This window comes from Lacticaseibacillus huelsenbergensis (assembly GCF_029726355.1).
In the GTDB taxonomy this organism is placed as follows: Bacteria; Bacillota; Bacilli; order Lactobacillales; family Lactobacillaceae; genus Lacticaseibacillus; species Lacticaseibacillus casei.
This window is the reverse complement of record NZ_CP120687.1, coordinates 2,977,125-2,998,461: the sequence shown is the minus strand read 5'-3', so window position 1 is coordinate 2,998,461 and position 21,337 is coordinate 2,977,125. Positions and strand designations below refer to the sequence as shown.

The 21,337-nt window shown below is 47.2% G+C and carries 21 protein-coding genes and 1 tRNA gene; 11 read left to right on the top strand and 11 right to left on the bottom strand.

The features are described from left to right. Positions 1–38 precede the first annotated feature (38 nt). Complete coding sequence (locus LHUE1_RS13895) at positions 39–1,118, bottom strand: sensor histidine kinase (RefSeq protein ID WP_049171716.1); 1,080 nt, start codon at positions 1,116–1,118, stop codon at positions 39–41. Between the two features lie 9 nt (positions 1,119–1,127). Next, positions 1,128–1,802 (bottom strand): response regulator transcription factor, encoded by a 675-nt coding sequence (locus LHUE1_RS13890; RefSeq protein WP_010487816.1) that lies wholly within the window; start codon positions 1,800–1,802, stop codon positions 1,128–1,130. Positions 1,803–1,970: 168 nt separating this feature from the next. Here LHUE1_RS13890 and LHUE1_RS13885 point away from each other — a divergent pair, with 168 nt between their 5' ends. Both LHUE1_RS13885 and LHUE1_RS13880 read left to right on the top strand, forming a co-directional pair. Continuing rightward, positions 1,971–2,741 (top strand): ABC transporter ATP-binding protein, encoded by a 771-nt coding sequence (locus tag LHUE1_RS13885; RefSeq protein WP_025012701.1) that lies wholly within the window; start codon positions 1,971–1,973, stop codon positions 2,739–2,741. After that, complete coding sequence (locus tag LHUE1_RS13880; protein WP_049171713.1) at positions 2,725–4,800, top strand: ABC transporter permease; 2,076 nt, start codon at positions 2,725–2,727, stop codon at positions 4,798–4,800. The genes LHUE1_RS13885 and LHUE1_RS13880 overlap by 17 nt, the downstream gene beginning before the upstream one ends. A gap of 168 nt (positions 4,801–4,968) precedes the next feature. Here the strand turns inward: LHUE1_RS13880 and LHUE1_RS13875 are convergent, their stop codons facing one another. Beyond that, positions 4,969–5,475, bottom strand: coding sequence for a hypothetical protein (locus LHUE1_RS13875; RefSeq protein ID WP_025012703.1), 507 nt, complete (start codon positions 5,473–5,475; stop codon positions 4,969–4,971). Between the two features lie 68 nt (positions 5,476–5,543). Here LHUE1_RS13875 and LHUE1_RS13870 point away from each other — a divergent pair, with 68 nt between their 5' ends. From LHUE1_RS13870 to LHUE1_RS13860, 3 genes are all read left to right on the top strand, one after another. Further along, positions 5,544–6,281 (top strand): MBL fold metallo-hydrolase, encoded by a 738-nt coding sequence (locus LHUE1_RS13870; RefSeq protein WP_049171711.1) that lies wholly within the window; start codon positions 5,544–5,546, stop codon positions 6,279–6,281. Between the two features lie 250 nt (positions 6,282–6,531). After that, complete coding sequence (gene spxA / locus LHUE1_RS13865) at positions 6,532–6,930, top strand: transcriptional regulator SpxA (protein ID WP_049171709.1); 399 nt, start codon at positions 6,532–6,534, stop codon at positions 6,928–6,930. Positions 6,931–7,430: 500 nt separating this feature from the next. Continuing rightward, positions 7,431–8,114 carry an adaptor protein MecA gene (locus tag LHUE1_RS13860; RefSeq protein ID WP_010487827.1) on the top strand — a complete coding sequence of 228 codons (684 nt, stop codon included), beginning with the start codon at positions 7,431–7,433 and terminating at the stop codon, positions 8,112–8,114. Positions 8,115–8,229: 115 nt separating this feature from the next. On the opposite strand, the gene LHUE1_RS13855 is transcribed toward LHUE1_RS13860, so the two are convergent. The 4 genes from LHUE1_RS13855 to LHUE1_RS13840 all read right to left on the bottom strand — a co-directional run bounded on the left by LHUE1_RS13855 (position 8,230) and on the right by LHUE1_RS13840 (position 11,696). Then, positions 8,230–10,047, bottom strand: a complete 1,818-nt coding sequence (locus LHUE1_RS13855; RefSeq protein ID WP_049171706.1) for a glycerophosphoryl diester phosphodiesterase membrane domain-containing protein — start codon at positions 10,045–10,047, stop codon at positions 8,230–8,232. After that, the gene (locus tag LHUE1_RS13850; RefSeq protein ID WP_277848104.1) at positions 10,044–10,985 is read right to left on the bottom strand and encodes a dihydroorotate oxidase; all 942 of its coding nucleotides are present in this window, start codon (positions 10,983–10,985) and stop codon (positions 10,044–10,046) included. Before LHUE1_RS13850 ends, LHUE1_RS13855 begins: the two co-directional genes overlap by 4 nt. A gap of 129 nt (positions 10,986–11,114) precedes the next feature. After that, complete coding sequence (locus LHUE1_RS13845; RefSeq protein ID WP_049171702.1) at positions 11,115–11,297, bottom strand: hypothetical protein; 183 nt, start codon at positions 11,295–11,297, stop codon at positions 11,115–11,117. A gap of 12 nt (positions 11,298–11,309) precedes the next feature. Further along, positions 11,310–11,696: a hypothetical protein gene (locus LHUE1_RS13840; protein ID WP_047107557.1), complete on the bottom strand. Its 387-nt coding sequence runs from the start codon at positions 11,694–11,696 to the stop codon at positions 11,310–11,312. 167 nt (positions 11,697–11,863) lie between these two features. Here LHUE1_RS13840 and LHUE1_RS13835 point away from each other — a divergent pair. The 3 genes from LHUE1_RS13835 (at position 11,864) to argR (ending at position 14,341) form a co-directional block, all read left to right on the top strand. Continuing rightward, positions 11,864–11,934: transfer RNA gene (locus LHUE1_RS13835), tRNA-Gly, on the top strand. Positions 11,935–12,153: 219 nt separating this feature from the next. Further along, complete coding sequence (argS, locus tag LHUE1_RS13830; RefSeq protein WP_049171700.1) at positions 12,154–13,836, top strand: arginine--tRNA ligase; 1,683 nt, start codon at positions 12,154–12,156, stop codon at positions 13,834–13,836. A gap of 49 nt (positions 13,837–13,885) precedes the next feature. Next, the gene (argR, locus tag LHUE1_RS13825) at positions 13,886–14,341 is read left to right on the top strand and encodes an arginine repressor (RefSeq protein WP_049171698.1); all 456 of its coding nucleotides are present in this window, start codon (positions 13,886–13,888) and stop codon (positions 14,339–14,341) included. A 456-nt stretch (positions 14,342–14,797) separates the two neighbouring features. On the opposite strand, the gene LHUE1_RS13820 is transcribed toward argR, so the two are convergent. Next, positions 14,798–15,628, bottom strand: a complete 831-nt coding sequence (locus LHUE1_RS13820) for an RluA family pseudouridine synthase (RefSeq protein WP_049172084.1) — start codon at positions 15,626–15,628, stop codon at positions 14,798–14,800. A gap of 111 nt (positions 15,629–15,739) precedes the next feature. Between LHUE1_RS13820 and LHUE1_RS13815 the strand changes: the two genes are divergently transcribed. The 3 genes from LHUE1_RS13815 to LHUE1_RS13805 all read left to right on the top strand — a co-directional run bounded on the left by LHUE1_RS13815 (position 15,740) and on the right by LHUE1_RS13805 (position 19,312). Next, entirely contained in the window at positions 15,740–17,782 is a 2,043-nt protein-coding gene (locus LHUE1_RS13815) for a PBP1A family penicillin-binding protein (protein WP_049172085.1), read from the top strand. 22 nt (positions 17,783–17,804) lie between these two features. After that, positions 17,805–18,152, top strand: coding sequence for a YlbF family regulator (locus LHUE1_RS13810; RefSeq protein ID WP_049172087.1), 348 nt, complete (start codon positions 17,805–17,807; stop codon positions 18,150–18,152). 191 nt (positions 18,153–18,343) lie between these two features. Then, complete coding sequence (locus LHUE1_RS13805) at positions 18,344–19,312, top strand: 3'-5' exoribonuclease YhaM family protein (RefSeq protein WP_049172089.1); 969 nt, start codon at positions 18,344–18,346, stop codon at positions 19,310–19,312. 94 nt (positions 19,313–19,406) lie between these two features. Here the strand turns inward: LHUE1_RS13805 and LHUE1_RS13800 are convergent, their stop codons facing one another. The 3 genes from LHUE1_RS13800 to LHUE1_RS13790 form a co-directional block, all read right to left on the bottom strand. After that, the gene (locus tag LHUE1_RS13800) at positions 19,407–20,312 is read right to left on the bottom strand and encodes a peptidylprolyl isomerase (RefSeq protein ID WP_049172091.1); all 906 of its coding nucleotides are present in this window, start codon (positions 20,310–20,312) and stop codon (positions 19,407–19,409) included. A 147-nt stretch (positions 20,313–20,459) separates the two neighbouring features. Further along, a complete protein-coding gene (locus LHUE1_RS13795; RefSeq protein ID WP_049172093.1) occupies positions 20,460–20,819 on the bottom strand; it encodes a YtxH domain-containing protein in 360 nt (119 codons plus the stop codon). Continuing rightward, positions 20,816–21,250, bottom strand: coding sequence for an HIT family protein (locus LHUE1_RS13790; protein WP_010487852.1), 435 nt, complete (start codon positions 21,248–21,250; stop codon positions 20,816–20,818). The genes LHUE1_RS13795 and LHUE1_RS13790 overlap by 4 nt, the downstream gene beginning before the upstream one ends. Positions 21,251–21,337: the final 87 nt, after the last annotated feature.

The following is a 21,337-nucleotide window of genomic DNA, read 5'->3' as shown; positions in this document are numbered from 1 at the left end:
GTTCTTTTTTGTTGGATTTTGCTGACTAAAAGACGCATTTAACTATTAGAAGATTGCTCGCGGGTGGTTTTGGGATGATGAACCGTTTGGCTTGGATCGCTGTAATAGCTGACATATGGAAAATGAATGGTCACGGTGGTCCCTTGGTTAATCACGGACGTCAGCGTCAAATGATGGCCAAGCTTTTCGGAAAGCTTTTCCGCCAAAAAGAGCCCCAAACCGGTTGATTTGTGATTTGATATCCGCCCATTGCTCCCAGTAAATCCCTTTTCAAACACGCGATGTTGTTCATCTTTAGGAATGCCAATGCCAGTGTCGGTAATCATGAGCTGGGTTTCTTTGCCAGTATTGCGGATGGTGGCACTGATGCGGCCGCCTTCCGGTGTGTATTTCACGGCATTCGAAATTAGTTGCGCCAAAATAAACCGCAGCCACTTATTATCGGTTAGCACGGTTTGATCCTCGCCATTGAGCTTAAATGACAGGCGTTTGTTGATAAACCCATTCCGTTGACTGGCGACGACATCATTCACAAGCGGCTTTAACGGCGTGTTGTGCAGCAGATAATCTTTGGAAAAACTGTCGAGTCGGGAGTAGTACAAAACTTGCTCGACATAAAATTCGATCTGATCCAATTGCAAATTAAGATTATCGAGTTTGTCGTCCGGTACTTGCCCTTCAAAACTCTCAGCCAAAAGCGAAACCGCCGCTAGCGGCACTTTAATTTCATGGACCCAGGAATCAATGAAGTCTTTTTGATCTTGTTGCTGGGCTAATAAGGCGGTAATCTGTTGGCGATGCAGCGTCAGCATTTGGTTGTACGTATCGGCAACAACTTGTTCGAGGCCTGATTCGCCACCAGGCAGCGGCCAGTCCAGCGCCGCATCCTTGGCCTCTTGACGGTCATGAAGTTGGGCCGCAAACCGCCGAATTCGGCCAAAGTGAGCCACAAAAAAAGCGCTCGCAACAAGTGTCACTAGTAACACCGCATACCAGAGTGTTGACATTTTAACTCGATGTTGAGGATCCAGCCAGATAATGATGGCCGCTAACCCCACACATAAAATGTAACCGCCAATGGGCCACAGGTGGTCTTTGATGTAATCGCGAAAACGCATGGCAGCCTCCTAAGGAACGATATAGCCCTGACCGACTTTGGTTTGGATATAATCTTTTAAGCCGGCTTCTTCGATTTTTTTGCGCAACCGATTGATGTTAACCGTTAGCGTATTATCGTCAACAAAACGTTCATCTTGCCAGAGATCTTTCAGAAGACGCGAGCGACTGACAATTTGCCCGTGCTGGCGCATGAGAATCTGCAGTAATTTGTACTCGTTTTTGGAAAGATTGATTTCATTGTCATTCACCTGGGCCATGCCGTTTTTCAAGTTCAACATGAGGCCGTTGTGTTCCAAAACATCCGTTCCTTGATCGGCATAGTTATAGGTTCGCCGCAGCAAAGCATTGATTTTGGCGATCAAGACTTCCATCGCAAACGGTTTATTTAAGAAATCATCGGCGCCCATGTTCATGGCCATGACCATGTCCATATTAGTGTTGCGGCTTGAGATAAAGATAACCGGCACCTTAGAGACTTCGCGAATCTTTTGGACCCAGTAATAACCGTCAAAAACCGGCAAATTGATGTCCAGCAAAACCAAGTGAGGCTTTTCTTGCAGAAAATCATCGAAGACAGCGTTAAAATCAGTCACAACGACTGGTTCGAACTGCCATTTTTTTAGGTTGTCAGCGATCAGGCCGCTGATGGTCTGATCATCCTCTACGATCATGATTTTAAACACGTGATCAACTCCATTCCTGCACTTATCGTATAAGTTTTGGCCAGGAAGCACAAGCCGCGAGAACAGTTGCTTAATAAGAAAAATGCCGTTGACATTTACAGGATGTCAGTGAGGATGATGAACAGCAGTCAACAGTGGTTTTTGGTAGAATGATGACGGAGGTAAGCCATGGCAATTTTAGAAGTATCTAATTTAAGTAAAATCTTTGGACAGCGACATGATCGGGTTCGCGCTTTAAATGACCTTAGCTTTCAGGTTGCAGCCGGCGAATTCATCGGTATCATGGGGCCAAGTGGTGCAGGAAAATCGACGTTGCTGAATATTTTGGCAACGATTGAAACGCCTAGCACAGGTAAGGTCAAAATTGCCGGATATGATCTGGAAGCTTTGAATGAAAGCCAACAAGCTGCATTCCGCCGTGACCATCTGGGCTTTGTTTTTCAGGATTTTAATTTGTTAGACGATATGACGGTCGCGCAAAATGTCCTTTTACCACTGACGTTACAGCGTCATGTTCAACCAGATCGTGCTGAACGTCTCCGGACGGTGTCCCAGCATCTCAATTTAGACCCGTTATTAAAAGCATTTCCCGGCGAGTTAAGCATGGGACAGCGGCAGCGGGTGGCGGCTGCACGGGCGGTGATCACGCAGCCGAGCCTGCTGCTGGCTGATGAACCGACTGGAAGCCTTGACTCATTGGCAGCTACAGACTTTTTGCGGTATCTCCAGCAGTTAAATCAGCAGGAGAAAACCACAATTTTGATGGTCACCCATGATCCGTTTACGGCTAGTTTTGCCAGTCGGATTATTTTCATTAAAGATGGTGCGTTTTTTGCTGAAGTAACCCGCGGCAAATCCCGTGAACAGTTCTTTGATCGCATCATTGATATGGAAGCGACGGTAAGCGGAGGAGGCCATGCACGTGTGGCAACAGATTAAGACCAACCTTGTGCGACATCGGCACGAAGATGGCTTGCAGATCATGATCGCTGCGTTAATCAACGCCATTATGTATGCGATTGGCGCGGTGGCGAACAATCGGTTGATTTTAACCGATGCCAGCAAGCGCCTAGGCAGTCTGGATATTGTACCCAGTCTGTTAATGATTGTCATGGTCCTGCTGGCTTTGTTTTCGATCAGTTTCCTATTGTATTTAAATAGCCTGTTAATTGCCCGCCGTGATCAGGAGATCGGCTTATACCGACTTTTGGGATTATCTGGAGCCAAACTTGGCCTGACCGTGTTTATTGAAAGCTTGATTGTCGGTGCTATCGGGTTTGTGGCTGGTGTCTTGCTTGGACTTATTCTGTCGCCATTGTTAGGCATGGTGTTGATTCGCCTGATGGCCTTGCATACGCCGATTGGTTTTATGGTTTCGCCGTCAGCGTTGCTGGATGTTTTGACATTGATGGGCGTTGTCTATCTGTTAGTCGGTGCGGTTAACGCCATTTACGTTCAAAATCCACTTCGGCAATTCATTCGGCAACAAGATGTGCCGGTTGCGCCTAAACCGCAGACCTGGTGGCGTTTTTGGCTTGGCATTGGCGGTTTTACGTTACTGGTCGGTAGTTTATTAACCATGTTACGCCTGTTGCCGATTAGCGGCAGTTTAATGCGCTTGCTGCCATGGATCCCGGGTCGAATGATGCTGCCAATTTTATTGGTCGTAGTCGTGGCAGCTTTGTTACTGGGGCTATTTTTAGTCTTCGCCGACTTCCTTCCAGGATTGGTGGCGTGGTTTCAACGTCGTCATGAGATGCAGACTCGCAATGCAAGTGGGATTTCCCGTCATCTAATTATCAAACGGTTGCAAGGCAATGCCCATTCATTGTGGTTGACGACTCTTCTTTGCGCGGTGACGATTACGATGCTGGGCAGTTCCGTCATGCTTTTCCAATACAAGCAGGAGCTGGTGTTGCGCGAAATTCCAACGACTGTCGTGGCATCCGGTGTCGGCGTCGATAATGTGACCGACGTTTTGAAAAAAGCCAAGGTTAAGCCGACTCATGCGGTTACCATTTCGTCTAAATTAGTCTATGCCGAGATTCGGTTACGGGATCAGGTCGGGCAGGTTCGCGAGCAGCCTGGTGTTTACAATGTTGTTGCAATGCGTGATTATCGGCGGGCAGCACGATTGCAAAAGGGTTTAACGCCAGTTCGATTACGCCAACAGGAAGCTCAGCTAATGTTGCCAAACAGAACCGGATTTCGACCGGTTGGCGCGCGGCGTAATCCGGATCGGGCGATTATGTTACCAGGCAGTGATACGTCACTTCGGCTCACCCAGACAACCAATCTTTTTCCAACTGGCAGTAACAACTATTTTGATCGGGGATTACTGGTTAGTGACCAGACATTTGACATGTTAGAAGGCACCCCGGACCGGCTATATATGGCTAAGCTGCCAAAAACCAAGACCGCGCGACGGGCACTGGCACAACTGCAGCATCTGGACAATAGCCAGAATCTACAGGAATACGTCAATATAGGTGACAATGAGCTGGCAGGCGATGATTTGACGGTCACTAATCGGGTGCGTACCAAAATGAACTTCTGGCGCAATCCGATCGGGCTGCAAGCATCGCAACAAAATTTCGTCAGTACGTTATATGGGTTTTTACTATTTTTGATCTTACTGTTAAGCGGCGTTTTTGTGGTTGCAACCGGCAGCATTTTATTGCTCAAACAAGTCATCGCCGTTCGTCAGGAGACTCGGCATTTTCAAATACTGAAGCATCTGGGGATGGATCCGCAACAGATTCGCCACACGATTTATCGCCAGGCGGGGGTTGTTTTCGCCGTTCCACTTGTATTCGGTATTATCATGGCACTGTGTGTAATCAGCGTGATGACCAATTATCTTGATAATCCGCCGTCGCGTTATCTCGGTCTGATGATTGCCATTTATGCCGGGATTGACTGGCTGTTTTATCAGGCGACTGTGCATGTCATGATTCGTATGGTTGATGGGCCGGTTAGCCGGTGGGTTAGCGACTGATGAAAATGCATCAAAAAGCACCAGAATGACCAGCGAAGATCAGCGATAACGGTGGTTAGTTATTGGCGATCGGTTCTGGCAAATTCTGGTGCTTTGAGGTTAGACGAATACTTGCCGGCTCACAGGACTGACATGTTAAAAATTTTCCGGCTACATGACCGGCTCGGCTTAATCTTTTTGATGGGGGTCAATGACGGTATACCCCGCTTCATGAAAGCCATTAGCCGAAGCGGCGCGGCGAATGAACTCCTTGACTGATGAGAGTGCTGGGGTATTCTTGAACTCGTAGTAGTCATTGCTGGATTGCCAGACAGAAACCATCAGAAAATTATCAGGGTGTTTGACTTCTTGCGCCAACAGGATGTGATTTTCCCCAAGCAAGATGTCGTGGTTATCGATCAATTGTTTGATTTTTGATAAGAACACTTTGACATCGTCCGTGTCCAAATTAAAATACATGAACTGCACATAGCCGTTTTGTTCGGTTGGGCCTAAGCTCGTAATGATGTCGTAACGCAATGGCGCACTGAATGTCGCCCGGCCACTCGGATCGTAAATCATGTAATCCAGGCCGCTTTGTGCCGGTTTTAACAATTTTAGTTGGGGATCATGGCGCTCATCGAGCAATTTGACAAGGAACGACTTACTACCGAAGACTGTTTGTATTGTGGACATACCGACCACCTCCACACTTATTATAAACTTCTTAGCGGCTTTTCAGGTTGAAAGGGAGGAAAAACTAAATGAAATTGACAGTTTTAGGTTATCTTGGCGGTTATCCGGATGCCGGCCACGCGACCAGCACCTACTTAGTTGAAAGCGGCGATTACCATTTATTAATGGATTTAGGCAGTGGCGGTCTGCTTGCCTTGGAGAAGGTTTTTGATCCATTGCAACTAGATGCGGTTTTGCTAACCCATTATCACCACGATCACACGGCGGATGTCGGGGTGTTGCAATATTATTATCAGTTGCGGAAGGGGACCAAAAAAGTCTCGCCACTGCCAATTTACGGCCACACGATGGATCCGTTAAACTTTGGCAGTCTAACCTTTGGCCCATTTACGCAAGGCATGGGCTACTCCGCTGACAGTACCTTGCATTTAGGACCGTTCACGATCACGTTTCTTGAGACGCAGCATCCAGTGCCAGCCTTTGCTGTGCGCATTGTTGAATCAGGGACCAATAAAGTGCTGGTCAACACAAGTGATACGCGTTACTTTCCTGGATTGATACCGTTTACAAAAAGCGCCGATCTCTTGATGGCAGATACCAATTTTCTGGCGGATCAACCGACACCACGATGGCATTTAACCGCACCTGAGGCCGGCCGCTTAGCAAAGGATGCCGACGTAAAGCAACTCTTGTTGACACATTTGCCGCAACAACTCGACCTTGATACCTTAAAGCAGCAGGCTGCAAAACAAGCAGTGGGCATACCAATTTTGTTGGCGGCAGATGACTTGACAATTAATGTCTGATAGTGATCATAAATGTTCACTTAAAATGAGAACTAAATGTTAAAAAATTAGTTATTATAACTTGAGCTATTTTTCACAAGAAAACTTATAAAAACGTTGATTGTGCAGAGATCTACAGAGATTTCAAAAATGGATTTTCAATTTTTAAAAATTATTTTTCTAAATATGATTGCGCCGCTTCGAGTCAATCTCGTATACTATACCTGTAGTTGAGAAGGATTCCTCGTCAAAGAAAAAGGAGCGAGCGCTCATGGTTATTTTATACACGTCCCCAAGTTGCACATCTTGTCGGAAGGCGCGCGCCTGGTTAAAGGAAAATAAGATTCCTTTTAAAGAACGCAATATTTTTTCTGATCCATTGAACGTTGATGAAATCAAACGGTTATTGATGATGACCGAAGAGGGTACCGAAGAAATTATTTCAACACGTTCGAAGATCTTCCAGGAGCTAGGAATTAACATCGATGATTTGTCGACCGGCACGCTAATTAAACTGGTAGCAAAATATCCAGGTTTATTACGTCGGCCGATCATGATGGACGACAAGCGTCTTCAGGTTGGTTATAACGAAGACGAGATCCGGCGCTTTTTGCCGCGGTCTGTGCGTACCTTGGAACTTCAACAGGCGCAATTATTGGCAGGATTTTAATTTGAAAAGTCGTGGTCTTTTACCCGCGTGACTGTTGTACTTACACAAGCTAGCAGCCAATCGGTCATTAATCATAAAACAAATAACAAAATTGTCTCGACACGCGTATAAGTGTTGGGGCATTTTTTCGTTTTGACGAAAGTTTTGGAGAGAATTTGGTTATGAAATGCGTTGACTGGCGCAGAAGTCTGCGTGAGGAGCTCAGTTGCAATGGCCAAGGGAGTATTGTAGGCAATCCGGCTCCGAAACGCGATCGCAGTCGCAGAAATCTACGTGTAAGGACCTCAAGCCTAAATGGCCAAAAACCAGCCATTTAGGCTTGAGGCCACTTACACTCCGATTTCTAAGCGCTCCTGCTCACGCTCTGTGCACTAGACTTGATCATAGCGCTTACGTGCGGTAGAATGCCTTGACGTAGTAAATCTGCTATAATGTAGTAAGTGGTCATGTGATGAACCACAGAACTCAGGGTTCCGTGACTAAAGTGAGGTGCAGCAATCATGGAAATGGAACGGATTAATGCAAATACGATCCGGGTCATGTTAGGTAACGATGATCTAGCGCAACGGGGGATTACGGTATTGGATTTGCTTGGCAATCACAAGCAGATTGAGAGCTTCTTTTACAGTATCCTTGATGAAGTTGACAAAGACCATACGTTTGCCACAAACGAGGCCGTGACGTTTCAGGTCATGCCAAGTCAATCCGGGCTCGAATTGTTGATCAGTAAGAATGGTCAAAAGAATGATGATAGCGACACCGGTTCTGATGATGACAGTACGGACACCCAAGTACCGGATTATATTCGTCAGCAGCTGCAGGGCTTAGACGCCAATGATCAACACGATCAGCAGGCAGTCGACGAAGGCGGTTATATTGACGCTAAAAAGGCTCCGCAAACCGAACTCGTTTTGAAATTAAAGGACTTTGAAGACTTTATCAGCCTTGCGCAGACGCTGCGTTTGGAAGGCGGAAAGAGCGACCTTTACCGGTATAAGCAAAATTATTACCTCGTATTAACGTTCTATCCTAATGAGATTTCCTCTAACGAAGCCCATGACGAAATGGCGGTTGCACTGGAATTTGGTGATCGTTCGCCACTATCATCCGCGGTTCTGTCCGAATATGGTAAGCGTTTGATGGAGACCAGTGCGTTAGAAACGGCACGTTATTACTTTAAATAAAATAGGTTCAGTAACTGAGCGATATTGATCGTCTAAAGAAAGCCGGCACCTTTTCCAAACTGGAAAAGATGCCGGCTTTTGCGTTGTCTGTGCTCAAAAGATGTCACTCGAGGCATTAAAATGGTGCATTGTCTTCGGTTGAAAAACCATTCAAATAATTCAAGAGCTGATCAGCATAACTAGGGTGATCATTCATCTCGCGCAACGTCGTCTTTAACAGGCGCAATTGATCAGTAATGATGCCGTCCGCATCCATGAACGTCATTTTCTGCATGTCATCAGGATCGTTAATGGTCCAAGCATAGACAGCTTGATGATGGTCGTGGGCTTGATCAGCAACCGTGGTAGAAAGTGTGGTTGATTCTAACGTATAGCCACTAGCCGGCGTTTCTGGGAAAACCAACGTATACGGTAAAATAAAGAACGTCTTAAGCTTCGGAACCCGTTGGCGCAGCGTCTTAACCACACCGTAATCAAGCGAATGGACTTGATCATGATTGGCTAATAAGCGTTTGGCATAACGTTTGATGAATCGATCCATCATTTGCGGACTGTCATGTGGCGTGGTTTTGATCTCTACTAGCAGTTTTTGATGAACCTGTTCAGCTGCGGCCAAATATTGGTCAAAGCTTGCGACCTTGGCTGCGTGGCCGTTTTCACGCGCGGTCAGCTGTGTGATTTCCGCCAGCGTCAGTTGATGGGGCGCAGCGTCTTTGCCAGTTAGAGCCTTCAGATTCTCGTCGTGCATGACGACAAACTGATGATCCTTGGTTTCATGAAGATCCATTTCGACATAATCCGGTTTTTCTTTGGCAGTTGCCAGAAGCGCCGGAATGGTGTTTTGAACCCCGTTGCCGTTATCGACGCCGCGGTGAGAGATCGTTAACGGCTGGGTGGTTAATGCGCCAATCAGGTAGGCATGATAAAACAGACTCGTTCCGCCGATAATCACCATGATTAAGGCAAATGCGCTCACTCTAAAAACCCAATTGCGTCGCCGCTTTGGTATTTGCACAACGTGGTCCTGACTGTCGATCAGATGAAACGTTTCCGCTTGCGAAGTCGCCAGTTGGTAAAGCATGACGGTGAAGAAGACCGTGATCAGCAACATGGCGACTTGCAAAAGGCCGAGATTAATCGTTGCACCCAGTAGTGACCACTGTTGCCACTGCTGGTCTAGATAGGTTTGAAAAGCATACAGGCCTGCAACTAGCAGGATGGAAAGCACTAATACGGGAATCACAATCAGGATAACTGCCCATAAAGTTCGCCAGGTTTGACCGCGGGTTGCCCGCCAGCTGCGAACCACCGTTGCCCGCGGTGATTGATCATTAAGGATCAGTGCGGGCAGTAAAGGCAAGAGGCGAATAGCCAGCCAAGTGCCCAATAAATAAAGCACCACGATCAAAACGGTTAAATACCACCGATCAAAAATATAATCGATGATGAAATCAGGAATCGTCAGTTTTGCCAATAAACTGGTTTTAAAGACGATGCTTGAAAAGGGGAAGATTAACACGAAGTAAGCAATTAAACTCAAAATGGTCGTGGGTGTCAGGCGCCTGGTTTTCCTAATAGTGGCGCCGGCCAGTTGCCTAAAGCTTAAGTGCGTTTGCCGATGAATGTTTTGAATGCCTAACAACAAAAATGCAAACTGCCAGTAGACAAACAACAGCAGTATCAGCCCGATTAGCAGCAGTAACAGTGCTGTAACCGGTTTGGCTGTGGCGATCTGTCCCAGGTTAGTCAAGGTAATATAGGGAACGTTTCCTAAGCGTAAGACTTGCTGGGCACCAAAGGTCAGCAACGGGATGATCGCGAGGCCAACGACCAAGTTGGTCACGCTAATAAGCAGAAAATAGGCGCCCCAGTGCCGGGCAAAGTCTTGACTATTGTGTTTAAAATATGCCCAGACTTTAATCTTTTCGTTCATGATAAGACTTTTAATTGTCCCTTGAAGTCACTAATGGCATTGTAGCCTTTAGTTTGCATCACGGCGCGTAACTCCCGAGTTAACCGCGTGAACGCAGCGGGGCCTTCTTCTTGCAAGAGGGTACCCACCTGCACAAGACTTGCGCCGGCCAGAATTAAATCGTAAGCATCCCGGCCGTTGGTCACGCCACCGGTTCCGATCAGTTGAATCTTAGGATCGAGGCGCTGCGAAAAGGCCCGGACGTTAGCAAGTGCGATTGGTTTGGTGTAAGCACCGCCGATGCCGCCAAAGCCACCCTTAGGCTTGATCAACGCCGTGTCGGTTTCCGGATCAATCATCAGGCCGTTGCCAAGACTGTTAATCGAATTGACGAATTTAAGCGGAAATTGATTGAGAATCGCTGCCATCTGGTCGAATTGTGCAAGGTCAAAATAAGGCGGCAGCTTAACGCCAGCCGGTTTGGTAAAGAAGCTAAAGAGATTAGTCAAAACTTCTTGCGTCCGGTCAAAGTCATAACCGGTCTGTGGCTTGCCGGGAACATTCGGACAGCTTAAATTGAACTCAACCAAACCGTTAAAATCTGAATCTTCAATGGTGTGGGCCATCGCCAGATTTTCTTCCATGGAAAGACCGGCAACTGACAGAAAAATCGGCTTGTCAGGATGGGCTTTTTGAAAGTTCAGTGCATAGTCCAAGTAATACTCGAGACCTTCATTAGGCAACCCCATGGAATTAATCGAGCCTAGTTCTAAGCGGGCATACCGCGGGCTGGGATTGCCAAGCCGCTTTGCCTGGGTCGCGCTCTTGGTAACCAAAGTTCCGGCATCGCTTTGTGCCAGTTCATCCAGTTCGTCTTTGGTGTAGCAACGTACGCCACTTGCATTCATAAACACGTTGTCAAATTGAAACTTATCAATACTTGTATGCAGATCAGTCATGTCCACACTCCTTCAATATTTGCTGTTCCCATTTAAGCATAGAAAAGCGCCAGAAACCAGTCACCGGCTCGCCAGCCAAACAAAAACGCCCCGGCATCGCGGAAAAGATGGCGTACGGAGCGTTAATCATTAAGTGAAGGCATTCAAAATCAAAGCAATTAAAGAAACCGCACCACTCATCAGCGTCAAACGACGAGCGCGATCAGGCGGCCGATGCCTAAGCATCAACACCAGCCAACTCAATAAACCGACAAAAGCTGAGAGAATACCAACAACAAAGACTGCCAACAAGATCATTTGAAAAGTTCGCATCTTATCAGTACCCTACAAAGCAACATTGTCATTTGGCGTCACCAAACCCGCAAGTTTGGCGGCCTTTTGCCGAATATCGTCTGGCGGTGTTTGCGGTAAGGTAAAGTGTGTCTCCATCTTATGGGGATCAAAGTCTGGCGTGACACTCACTAACGAGTAGAAAACGTTACTTGAAACAGTATCCGGAATATCTGACAGTGTATAGGCGCGGATCTCGGCTTCTTTTTTTGGCAGATGGCTTAAGAAATCAGCCAAGACCCGATATGAATAATAAACGGTTTCTTCATACGTTGTCCCGACTGCCTCAGCATTAGGGATATTAGGAAAACTGATGCGATAACCAGTTTTGGTTTTCTCGTTGCGCGCCACGAAATAATAGTGACGTCCCGTTTTTGCCATCTCGACCACTCCTCTTCTTTCCTATTATTATAGCACGGTGAGAAAGATTAACAACAAAATTACGCGTACTCATTTTTAAGATGTTTTCTCATTGAAATCATAGAAAAAAAGACCGATTGCGACTTTGCAAATGCGCATCGCCGTGATACACTTATATGCGTTGATTTGCGGTCGTAGTTTAGTGGTAAAACTCCAGCTTCCCAAGCTGGTGTCGCGAGTTCGATTCTCGTCGACCGCTGTATAGGTCCGAAGAGAAAGAGGATGTCAGGTTAATCGGCGTTTTGACAGTGAGATCGGCTAGTGCAAACGATCACGTCAGACCAGGCGGCGCGCTTTTGAGGATCAGTGTTTTGAGTGGACATATGTCAAGTAGAGTGGTACCGCGGGCAAAGGCTCGTCTCTTCGATAAGGGAGAGATGGGTCTTTTTTCGTGGCATCATCATTTTAGGAGGAACTTATGGATTTTAAAGAACTTGTTGTCAATGCCCTTAAACCAGCCTTGGCGGGTCAACTGGATGAAGCGAAGATTGCCGCGTTAGTTGAAACGCCTAAATCATCTGACTTAGGTGATTATGCTTTTCCAACTTTCTCATTAGCCAAAATTCTGCACCGGGCACCCAAAATGATTGCCAGCGATTTGGTGGAAAAAATCGATGCGGCGCCATTTGAACAGGTTAAAGCGGTTGGCGGTTATGTGAACTTTTATTTGGATAAGATTAGTTTTGCCCACGAAGTCCTGAAAGCTATTGCGCAGGAAGGCGAGCATTACGGCGATGCCAAGTTGGGCAAAGGTAATGTCCCGATCGATATGAGCAGCCCGAATATCGCCAAGCCAATGTCAATGGGCCATCTGCGTTCGACGGTTATCGGCAATGCGCTGGCCAATATTTTGGCAAAAGTCGGATACAGTCCTATTAAAATCAATCACCTTGGCGACTGGGGCACTCAGTTCGGCAAGTTAATCGTGGCTTACAAAAAATGGGGTTCCGAAGCAGCGGTGAAAGCCGATCCGATCAAAAACCTGCTTCACTATTATGTGCAGTTTCATGAGGAAGCCGAAAAGGACCCCGAATTGGAAGGAGAAGCACGGGCATGGTTCAAACGTCTTGAAGATGGCGATGACGAAGCACTCACGCTATGGCGCTGGTTCCGGACCGTGTCACTGGCTGAATTCAACCGCATTTACAAGATCCTCGGCGTAGATTTTGATTCTTACAACGGGGAAGCTTTTTACAACGACAAAATGGACAGTGTGGTTAAAACGCTTGAGGACAAACATCTGCTCAAAACCAGTCAAGGTGCTGAAATTGTCGATTTAAGCAAGTACAACCTTAATCCGGCGCTGATCAAGAAGTCCGATGGCGCTACGCTTTATATGACGCGTGACCTTGCTGCGGCAATTTTCCGCAAGAATCACTATCACTTTGTCCAAAGCCTGTATGTGGTTGGTAATGAACAGCGCGAGCATTTCCAGCAGTTGAAAGCAGTTTTGCTGGAGATGGGTTATGAATGGGCCAATGATATTCACCATATTCCGTTTGGTTTGATTACGGCGAATGGCAAGAAGCTGTCAACCCGCCGTGGCAACATTATTTTGCTGGAAAAGGTTTTAAACGATGCGGTTGATCTAGCCAAGCAGCAAATTGCCGAAAAGCACCCGGATTTGCCGAATGCGCAAAAGGTGGCCCATGAAGTGGGTGTCGGGGCGGTTATTTTCCACGACCTGAAAAATGAACGTTTGGACAACTTTGATTTCAATTTGGAAGAAGTGGTTCGGTTTGAAGGCGAAACCGGTCCTTATGTTCAATATACCAATGCCCGGGCGCATAGCATTTTGCGGAAAGCAGACATTGCGCCAGCGCCGGAAGTTGCTTTGGGCGATCCGGCTGCATGGGATGTTTTGCGGGCATTAGGCGACTTCCCAGCCATTGTTGCGCGTGCTGCCAAGGAGTATGAACCTTCCGTGATTGCCAAGTATGCCTTGCGTTTGGCCAAAGCGTTCAATCAGTATTATGCCAACGTCAAAGTTTTGGTCGAAGACAGTGAATTGCCGGCACGGCTGGCGATGGTGAAGGCGACCACGCAGGTTTTGGAGAATGCCTTGCATTTGCTCGGTGTGGCCGCACCGGAAGAGATGTAGTCCGTCAGATCATCGCGACTAGCGACAGCGTCATGGTGGAGGTATTGAGATGAACAAGAATGAACGGCAGGCAGCGTTGGCGCGGATCATCAATCAAAAGCCAATCGCCACCCAAGAAGAGCTTCTGGCGGCTTTAAAAGCGGCTGGTATTGATGCCACACAGGCAACGATTTCCCGCGATATTCGCGAAATGAAAATCGTGAAGGCACAAGATGCAACAGGAACGCTGCGGTATACGATTTTTCGTGGCTCGGCGGAATCACAACTGGAGCGTCTAGGCCGTTCGATCCGTGAAGTCGGCTTGTCAATCACCCGGGTTCAATTTATGAATGTTATCAAGACACTGCCGAGTAACGGTAACTTGCTGGCTGCCATCATCGACGATATCGATTTTGATCAGGTCGTCGGCACCATCGCCGGCCATGATACCATCGTGGTCATCAGTCCCGATGAGCGTCAGGCGAAGTGGTTTGAGGAGGCATACCGGCATGCTTTTGATCGGTGATGGCGGTGTTGTTTGGTTGAGGCGTGACGAGTTAACAAAAGACGTGGTTGAACCATAACTAATGACGACAATACAGAAGCGAACATACTTTCCAATGATTTGAGTATGTCCGCTTTTTGTTTTCCCAGGAGAATTTGCTAGGATTATTAAGATATCAGTGCCAAAGCGGAGCAATCGTAGGCCAGATGGGGCTCAGTGGTGAGATTGTACTAGCCGGGCGGTCTTCCCGGCGTAGTACAAGGCCGAGCTTAGAGCCTCTGCCGGTTTTGCAGAGGCTCTAAGTCGTGCCCACCACTCTAGCTTCGCGGTCGCCAGACCTGAGCTGGCCGGAGATTGTGGAGTTTGGCACGACTCGGAACTTATTACCTGAGCTTTTTTGATTGTTCAGAATTCACTAATCTATGAACGCTTTCAGAAAATTATGGCTCGACCTCGTCTTTCTATGCGACCGATCACCTAAAATGGCACCGGACTAGTGACGGTGAGTCGTTCGTCACTGAGCGGCTTTGTAAGGCGAACGCGATAGGCGTGCAGGCGCATTCGCGGTTCATCACTTGGCAATGCGTATAATGGATCACCGATGATTGGATAGCCGATGCTGGCGAGATGGACGCGGATCTGGTGAGTGCGGCCGGTTTCCAGGCGAAGCAGAACGGTGGCAGTTGTCGCCGTTTCCGCAATCCGTTGGTAATGAGTGACAGCCGGGGCACCGTCAGGACGAATCATGCGCTTGCGTTTGTCTTGCGGATCATGGCCGATCGGTGCGTCAATACGGCCTTCTTTGGGGATGCCGCGCTGAACCACGGCAAGATAGTCGCGGTGCATGGTTTTGGTCGCCAGCTGCCGATTAATAATGGCTTGTGCAAGCGGATTTTTGGCAATGACTAAAAGTCCGCTAGTCGCCATATCGAGCCGGTGCGTGATTAGCGCCGGTTGAGGGGCCAAGTAGGCCGCGGCCTGATTCATCAAGGTGCCGGTTTCGCCCGGCTTATTCGGATGGGTTTTCATGCCTGCAGGTTTGTCGACAATGAGTAAATTGTCGTCTTCAAAGCGGATATTGAGGTGAGGCGTTTCCGACACATAGGCCAGGCGAATCGGTTCGTCGTAAGTCATGGCGACACGGTCACCGGTGACTACTGGTTCGTTAAAATGGCGATAATGCCCATTTACCTGGATCGAACGGGCAACGCGCATCTGATGTTGCCGTTTGCGGGGAATCAACCAGGATTGAAGCTGATCACGCAGGCTGGCATGCGTTTTAGCAATGGCGACGGTTTGAAATAACAAGAGTTTTCCTCGTTTCCTTTGACCATAAAGTTTGCTTAAAAACCTGAAGCCGGGATTTAGGTAGCGCCTGGCTATGCTACAATAAATAAGATTCACAATAGGAGGGCAGGCATGGAATTTTTATCACGTGTCTGGCAGGGCATTCGGTGGTTCTTCCGCCGGTTTCAGGTGATTCGTTGGCTGATTTTAATCGGACTAACGGTCATTTTGGTTTTCTCTGCCTGGTTTACTTATAAAGCCAAAACCGCTGATGTTCAAAATATTAAAAGTACCTTGCAAACCAAAACGGTCATTTATGATGATAACAATGAAGAAGCAGGGACGTTGTATGGTCAAAAAGGGACCTATGTTGAGTTAAACGACATTAGTAAGCAGGTTCAAAATGCGGTGATCTCAACAGAAGATCGAACTTTTTATACCAATGGCGGGTTCTCGATTAAAGGGATTCTGCGGTCTGCATTCAATTACGTGATCCACCACGGTCAGATTATGGGTGGTGGTAGTACGATTACCCAGCAACTCGCGAAAAATACGTTACTGACGCAGAAACAGACGATTATGCGTAAGGCGCAGGAATTGTTCATGGCCATTCAGCTGAATAAAGTTTACTCCAAGCAGGATATCCTTGCCATGTACCTTAACAATGCCTATTTTGGCAACGGCGTGTGGGGCGTGCAGGATGCGGCGAAACGGTATTTTGGCAAAAATGCCAGTCAATTGGATGCCAGTGAAGGGGCCATTTTGGCAGGGATGCTGCGTAATCCCAGTTACTACAATCCTGCTGACCATAAAGACAACGCCATTTCCCGACGCAATGTCGTTTTACAACTCATGGTCGATAACAACAAGCTCACCCAGGCACAGGCCAATGCGGCCAAAGCCCAGTCGGTGCAGGTTGTCGATGCCTTTTCAACGGCGAATGCGCAAAAATATCCATCTTATTTCGATTCGGTTATTGAAGAAGCGCGGAGTGAAGGTATTAGTGTTGATGACATTCTGAACAAAGGTTATAAGATTTACACGAATCTAGATCAAACTTATCAGCAGAACCTGCAAACTAGTTTTGAGCAGAACTGGGCATTCCCGGCCGATGCTGCGGATGGTAAACAGGTTCAAGGTGCCTCCATCATCTTGGATCCCAAAACCGGTGGTGTGCGCGCAGTTGTGGGCAACCGTGGTGAGCATACCTTCTTAGGGTTTAATTATGCCACCCAGTTGCGCAATTCACCCGGTTCGACGATTAAGCCGCTGATGGTTTACACGCCCGCACTGGAAAATGGCTACCATTACGATTCGATTCTGAAAGACGAAAAGCTTAGTTATGGTAAAAATCAATATACGCCGACCAATGCTACGGGAACCTATTTGGGTACCGTGCCAATGTATAAAGCGCTGGCGGATTCGATTAATGCGCCGGCAGTATGGTTGTTAAACAAAATCGGCGTTCAAAAAGGGGTTTCCAGTCTTGATCGTTTCGGTATTCAACTCAAATCAAGCGACCAGAACCTAGCAGCGGCACTTGGCGGTTTGAAAAATGGAGTGTCCCCGCTCATGTTAGCGCGGGCGTATGCGGCGTTTGCCAACGGCGGTAAGCTGCCGACGACCCATTTTATCCGCAAAATTGTCGACGCGACGGGCCAGACGGTGGTCGATAATTCGAACCCGCCAAGCCGGCAGATCATCTCCAAAAAAGTGGCGCAGGAAATGACCAGCATGATGATCGGCACGTTCAACGAAGGCACCGGGTCGACGGCCAAACCATCTGGCTACACTATTGCCGGGAAGACTGGCAGTACCGAAGTGCCAAGCAGTTGGGGGTATGGTACAAAAGATCAGTGGGTTGTTGGATATACTCCTGACATTGTCAATGCGACCTGGATCGGTTATCCGACAACCGACAGTCAACATTTCCTGCAGGGCACAAGCACTTCTGGCGTAGCACCGTTGTTCAAACTTGAAATGTCCAAATTAATGCCCAATACCCCACAAACAGCCTTTGATACCAAGGATGCGGCACAAATGGCAAGTATTCAGACACCAGAAAAAAATGACGATATTTGGCAAGGAATTCAAGATGGTATCGATAAAGGCATAGACAGTGCCAAGCAAACTGTGGGAAAATGGTATGATAATATCAAGGGCTGGTTCAAATAGGCTCAAAAAAGTGAGGTAAAGTATGGCAAACGTTTACGACACCGCTAATCAGATGGCGGAAGATATCAAGAGCACTCAGGAATTTCAGGATCTCAAGAAGGCTTTTGATCTGTTGAAGTTGGACACCGTTGCTTACGGCTTGTTCCAACAGTTTCAGCAAAAGCAATACGAGATGCAGCAAAAGTCAATGCAGGGACAGGATTTCACGGATGAAGAAGTGAAATCGCTGCAGGCACTTGGCGACAAGATGCGCGACATCCAACCGATCCAAAACCTGATGGCCAAGGAACAAGGCCTGTCACAGATGATGGACGAACTGAATAAGATTATTTCCCAGCCGATTATTGATGTTTACCAAAGCAAACCTTAATCAGTTAACTGGGTCGGTGTAGGTGCTGAATTCGTTTAGGAACCTGCACTAGAAAAAGTTCCGGAGAGCGTTCTCTCTGGGGCTTTTTTATTTTGGCGACACGTGACGGGCAATTGAGACCTTCCTTGTACTTTAGGACCGACATCGGTATGATTTAGTTAGCTTGTATAGTAAAGGAAAAGGTGACAACCGTGGCAAAACGGCTTTTTGATTACCATAATGAAGAAGATGTGCGACTTCCCGTGCTGATTAAATCGGCTGAAGTTCGCGTGGCCAAGAATGGCAAAAAATTTATTGCAATGATTTTCCAGGATAACTCCGGCCATATTTCCGGGAAGTTCTGGGATGCCACTGCTAACGATATTGCTCAGTTTAAGGCGGGTGAGGTGGTACAGCTATCCGGGAAACGTGAGCTGTACCAAGGCAATCCGCAAATCAAGATTTATTCAATGCGCCTTGCAACGCAGGAAGAAGGCAATGACCCGAAAACCTTCGTCGAGCGGGCACCGGAAGCGCCTAATGCCATGGAAGAAGAGCTGAATAGCTTTATTTTTGAGATCACCAACGCTAACTGGAATCGCATCGTCCGCAAATTGATTAACGATCATAAAAAAGCGTTCTTCAGCTATCCGGCTGCCAAGTCGAATCACCACGCGTTTGCTGGCGGGCTTGCGTTTCACACGCTAAGCATTTTGCGATTGGCTAAAAGTGTGACAGCCCAGTATTCGAGTTTGAATAAAAGTTTGCTATACGCCGGATCCATTTTGCATGACTTAGGTAAAACCATCGAATTAAGCGGACCGATTTCGACGGATTACACGGTTCCCGGGAATTTAATCGGGCATATTGTTTTGATTGACGAACAAATCGTGCTGGCTGCGCATCAGCTTAAAATCGACATCAATGGGGAAGATATGTTGCTGTTGCGGCATGTTGTCTTGGCCCATCACGGATTGCTTGAATACGGCTCACCGGTTCGTCCGCAGGTCCTGGAGGCGCAGGTGTTACATGAGCTGGATGAAATGGATGCGTCCATCAATATGATGACCACCGCTTACCAGCATGTTGATCCAGGGACGTTTACCGAACGGCTTTTTGGCATGGATAACCGGCGCTTTTATCGGCCGACGAACGGTCAGACATTTCCGGATCCGCATTGATGCCATTAAGTAAAATGGACTTTCAAAAATAAAAGATACACAAAAAGGCTCGCGCCACGGCGCGAGCCTTTTGCTATCTTGCTTGGTCCTGTTTTTAGTTGGAAGTGCTTGAACTGCTTGAGCCGCTGCTCAGGTAGCTTGAAAGAACGTCTTTAAGGTCGTTATCCTTAATTGAAACGTTAGCCTTCTTCAAGACTTTGGTAATAACACCGTTCATCACGGTCTGATCACTCTGCCATGAAGTGTAAATCTGATTTTCCAGATCCTTCTTGTGTTCCTTCATGGTACCTTTCTTGCCGATGGAAATGGCACGAATGACATGGTACCCATATTGGGTCTTAACCGGTGTTGTCGTGATATCGCCAGGCTTTTTGAGCTTGAAGGCAGCTGCCTTGAAGGTTGAATCCAAGCTGGTATCCGTGTTATCGAAGGCAGTTAACTTACCACCTTTATTCTTGGTACCTGTATCGATAGAGTTCTTCTTAGCCAAAGCCTCGAAGTTCTTTTCGGTTGGATCCTTTTGATAATCGGAAATGATTTGCTTAGCTTCATCTTCGGTCTTAACCAAGATATGTTGTACCTGAATCTTTGGTTGGTACTTCTTCCACTGAGCTTCAATTTGTTTGGTCGTTGGCTTCTTCATGTCCTTTAAAGCAACTTCGGAATACAACGTTGTCCGGATTTGATCTTTGAAGCTTGATTCGGTGTAGCCGTTTTGTTCAAGCGTTGAATCAAATGAAGAACCATATTGCTTCTTCAGCTTGTTGAACTGGCTGTTGACCTTTTTGTCTGACACCTTGTTCGGGTATTGTTGTTCTAACGCCTTTAAAACGATCATGTTACGTAAGGTCGCTTGACCGGTGGTGGTCTTCTTCATGGCGTTATAATACTCATCTTTGGTGATCTTGGCACCCTTCATATTTGCAACAGTGCCGCTTGAACAGCCTGCTAAGGTCACTGCTACAAACAAGCCAACAACGCCGAGAATCCATTTTTTCATGCAATCACACATCCTAATCTAAAAAGTTTCTGTTTAACACTGCCGTCTACTATACCATAACTTATCGCCATACGCCGATCTTCACATAACTTTCAATAATCCGTCACGGCTTGGCGACAACTGCTTACGCCATTTTCAATGTTTTGGTTAAGGTTTTGCTGTAGACGTCGGTGCTTTGGTGCCAAGATCGCTGACTGCCTCATTGATCTTGTCGAGATGTTCCTGGATCGCGTCCGTGCGCGGTGCCGTTTCGAATTCGAAAGTTTCGACGCTGTTGGTAATGTCTTTCATGGCTGGCTTGAGCGTTTGATCAACTTCAGCGGACAAGTTCGTTAGCGTCTCACTGAGGTGGTTGATGCTTTGGCGAACTTGGGTGACGCCATTTGCAACGCCGTTAAAATAAGTAGCAATCTCCTGTTGCCGTTGCGGACCGGTTTTTTTGGCCGTTAATATTCCATAAATCGTACCGGCAACCGCGCCTAATAAAAAGCCGTGACGAAATTTCATGCTTGTGCCTCCAGCTGGTTGCGAATTTTGGCGGCAACGGCCTCAAGCTTGGCATTATCGTACTGAGCGCTGTGATCGCCGAAATGCATACCGAAGTCGTCTTGATCGCTGTAGCGAGGGATCAAGTGGATATGTGAATGAAAGACGCTTTGATAAGCAACTTTGCCATTATTGTTCAAAATGTTCATGCCTTTGATGGCCGGATTGCTTGCCTTAATCGCCCGAGCAATTTTAGGCACCCGTTCAAAAACTGCGGCGGCTAGGTCGGTATCATACGCAAAAATATCGGGAACGTGTTTCTTAGGGACGATTAGCGTATGGCCCGGCGTAACCTGCGTGATATCCAAAAACGCCTTCACGACATCGTCTTCATAAACCGGAACGTTGGGAATCTCATTACGAACAATCTTACAAAAAATGCAATCAATCATGTCCTTGCCTCATTTCTGCTTACGCTTTTGTTAATAGAAACCTTGATTTCATGCTATCATATCCCTAACTGAAATTATACAGATAGG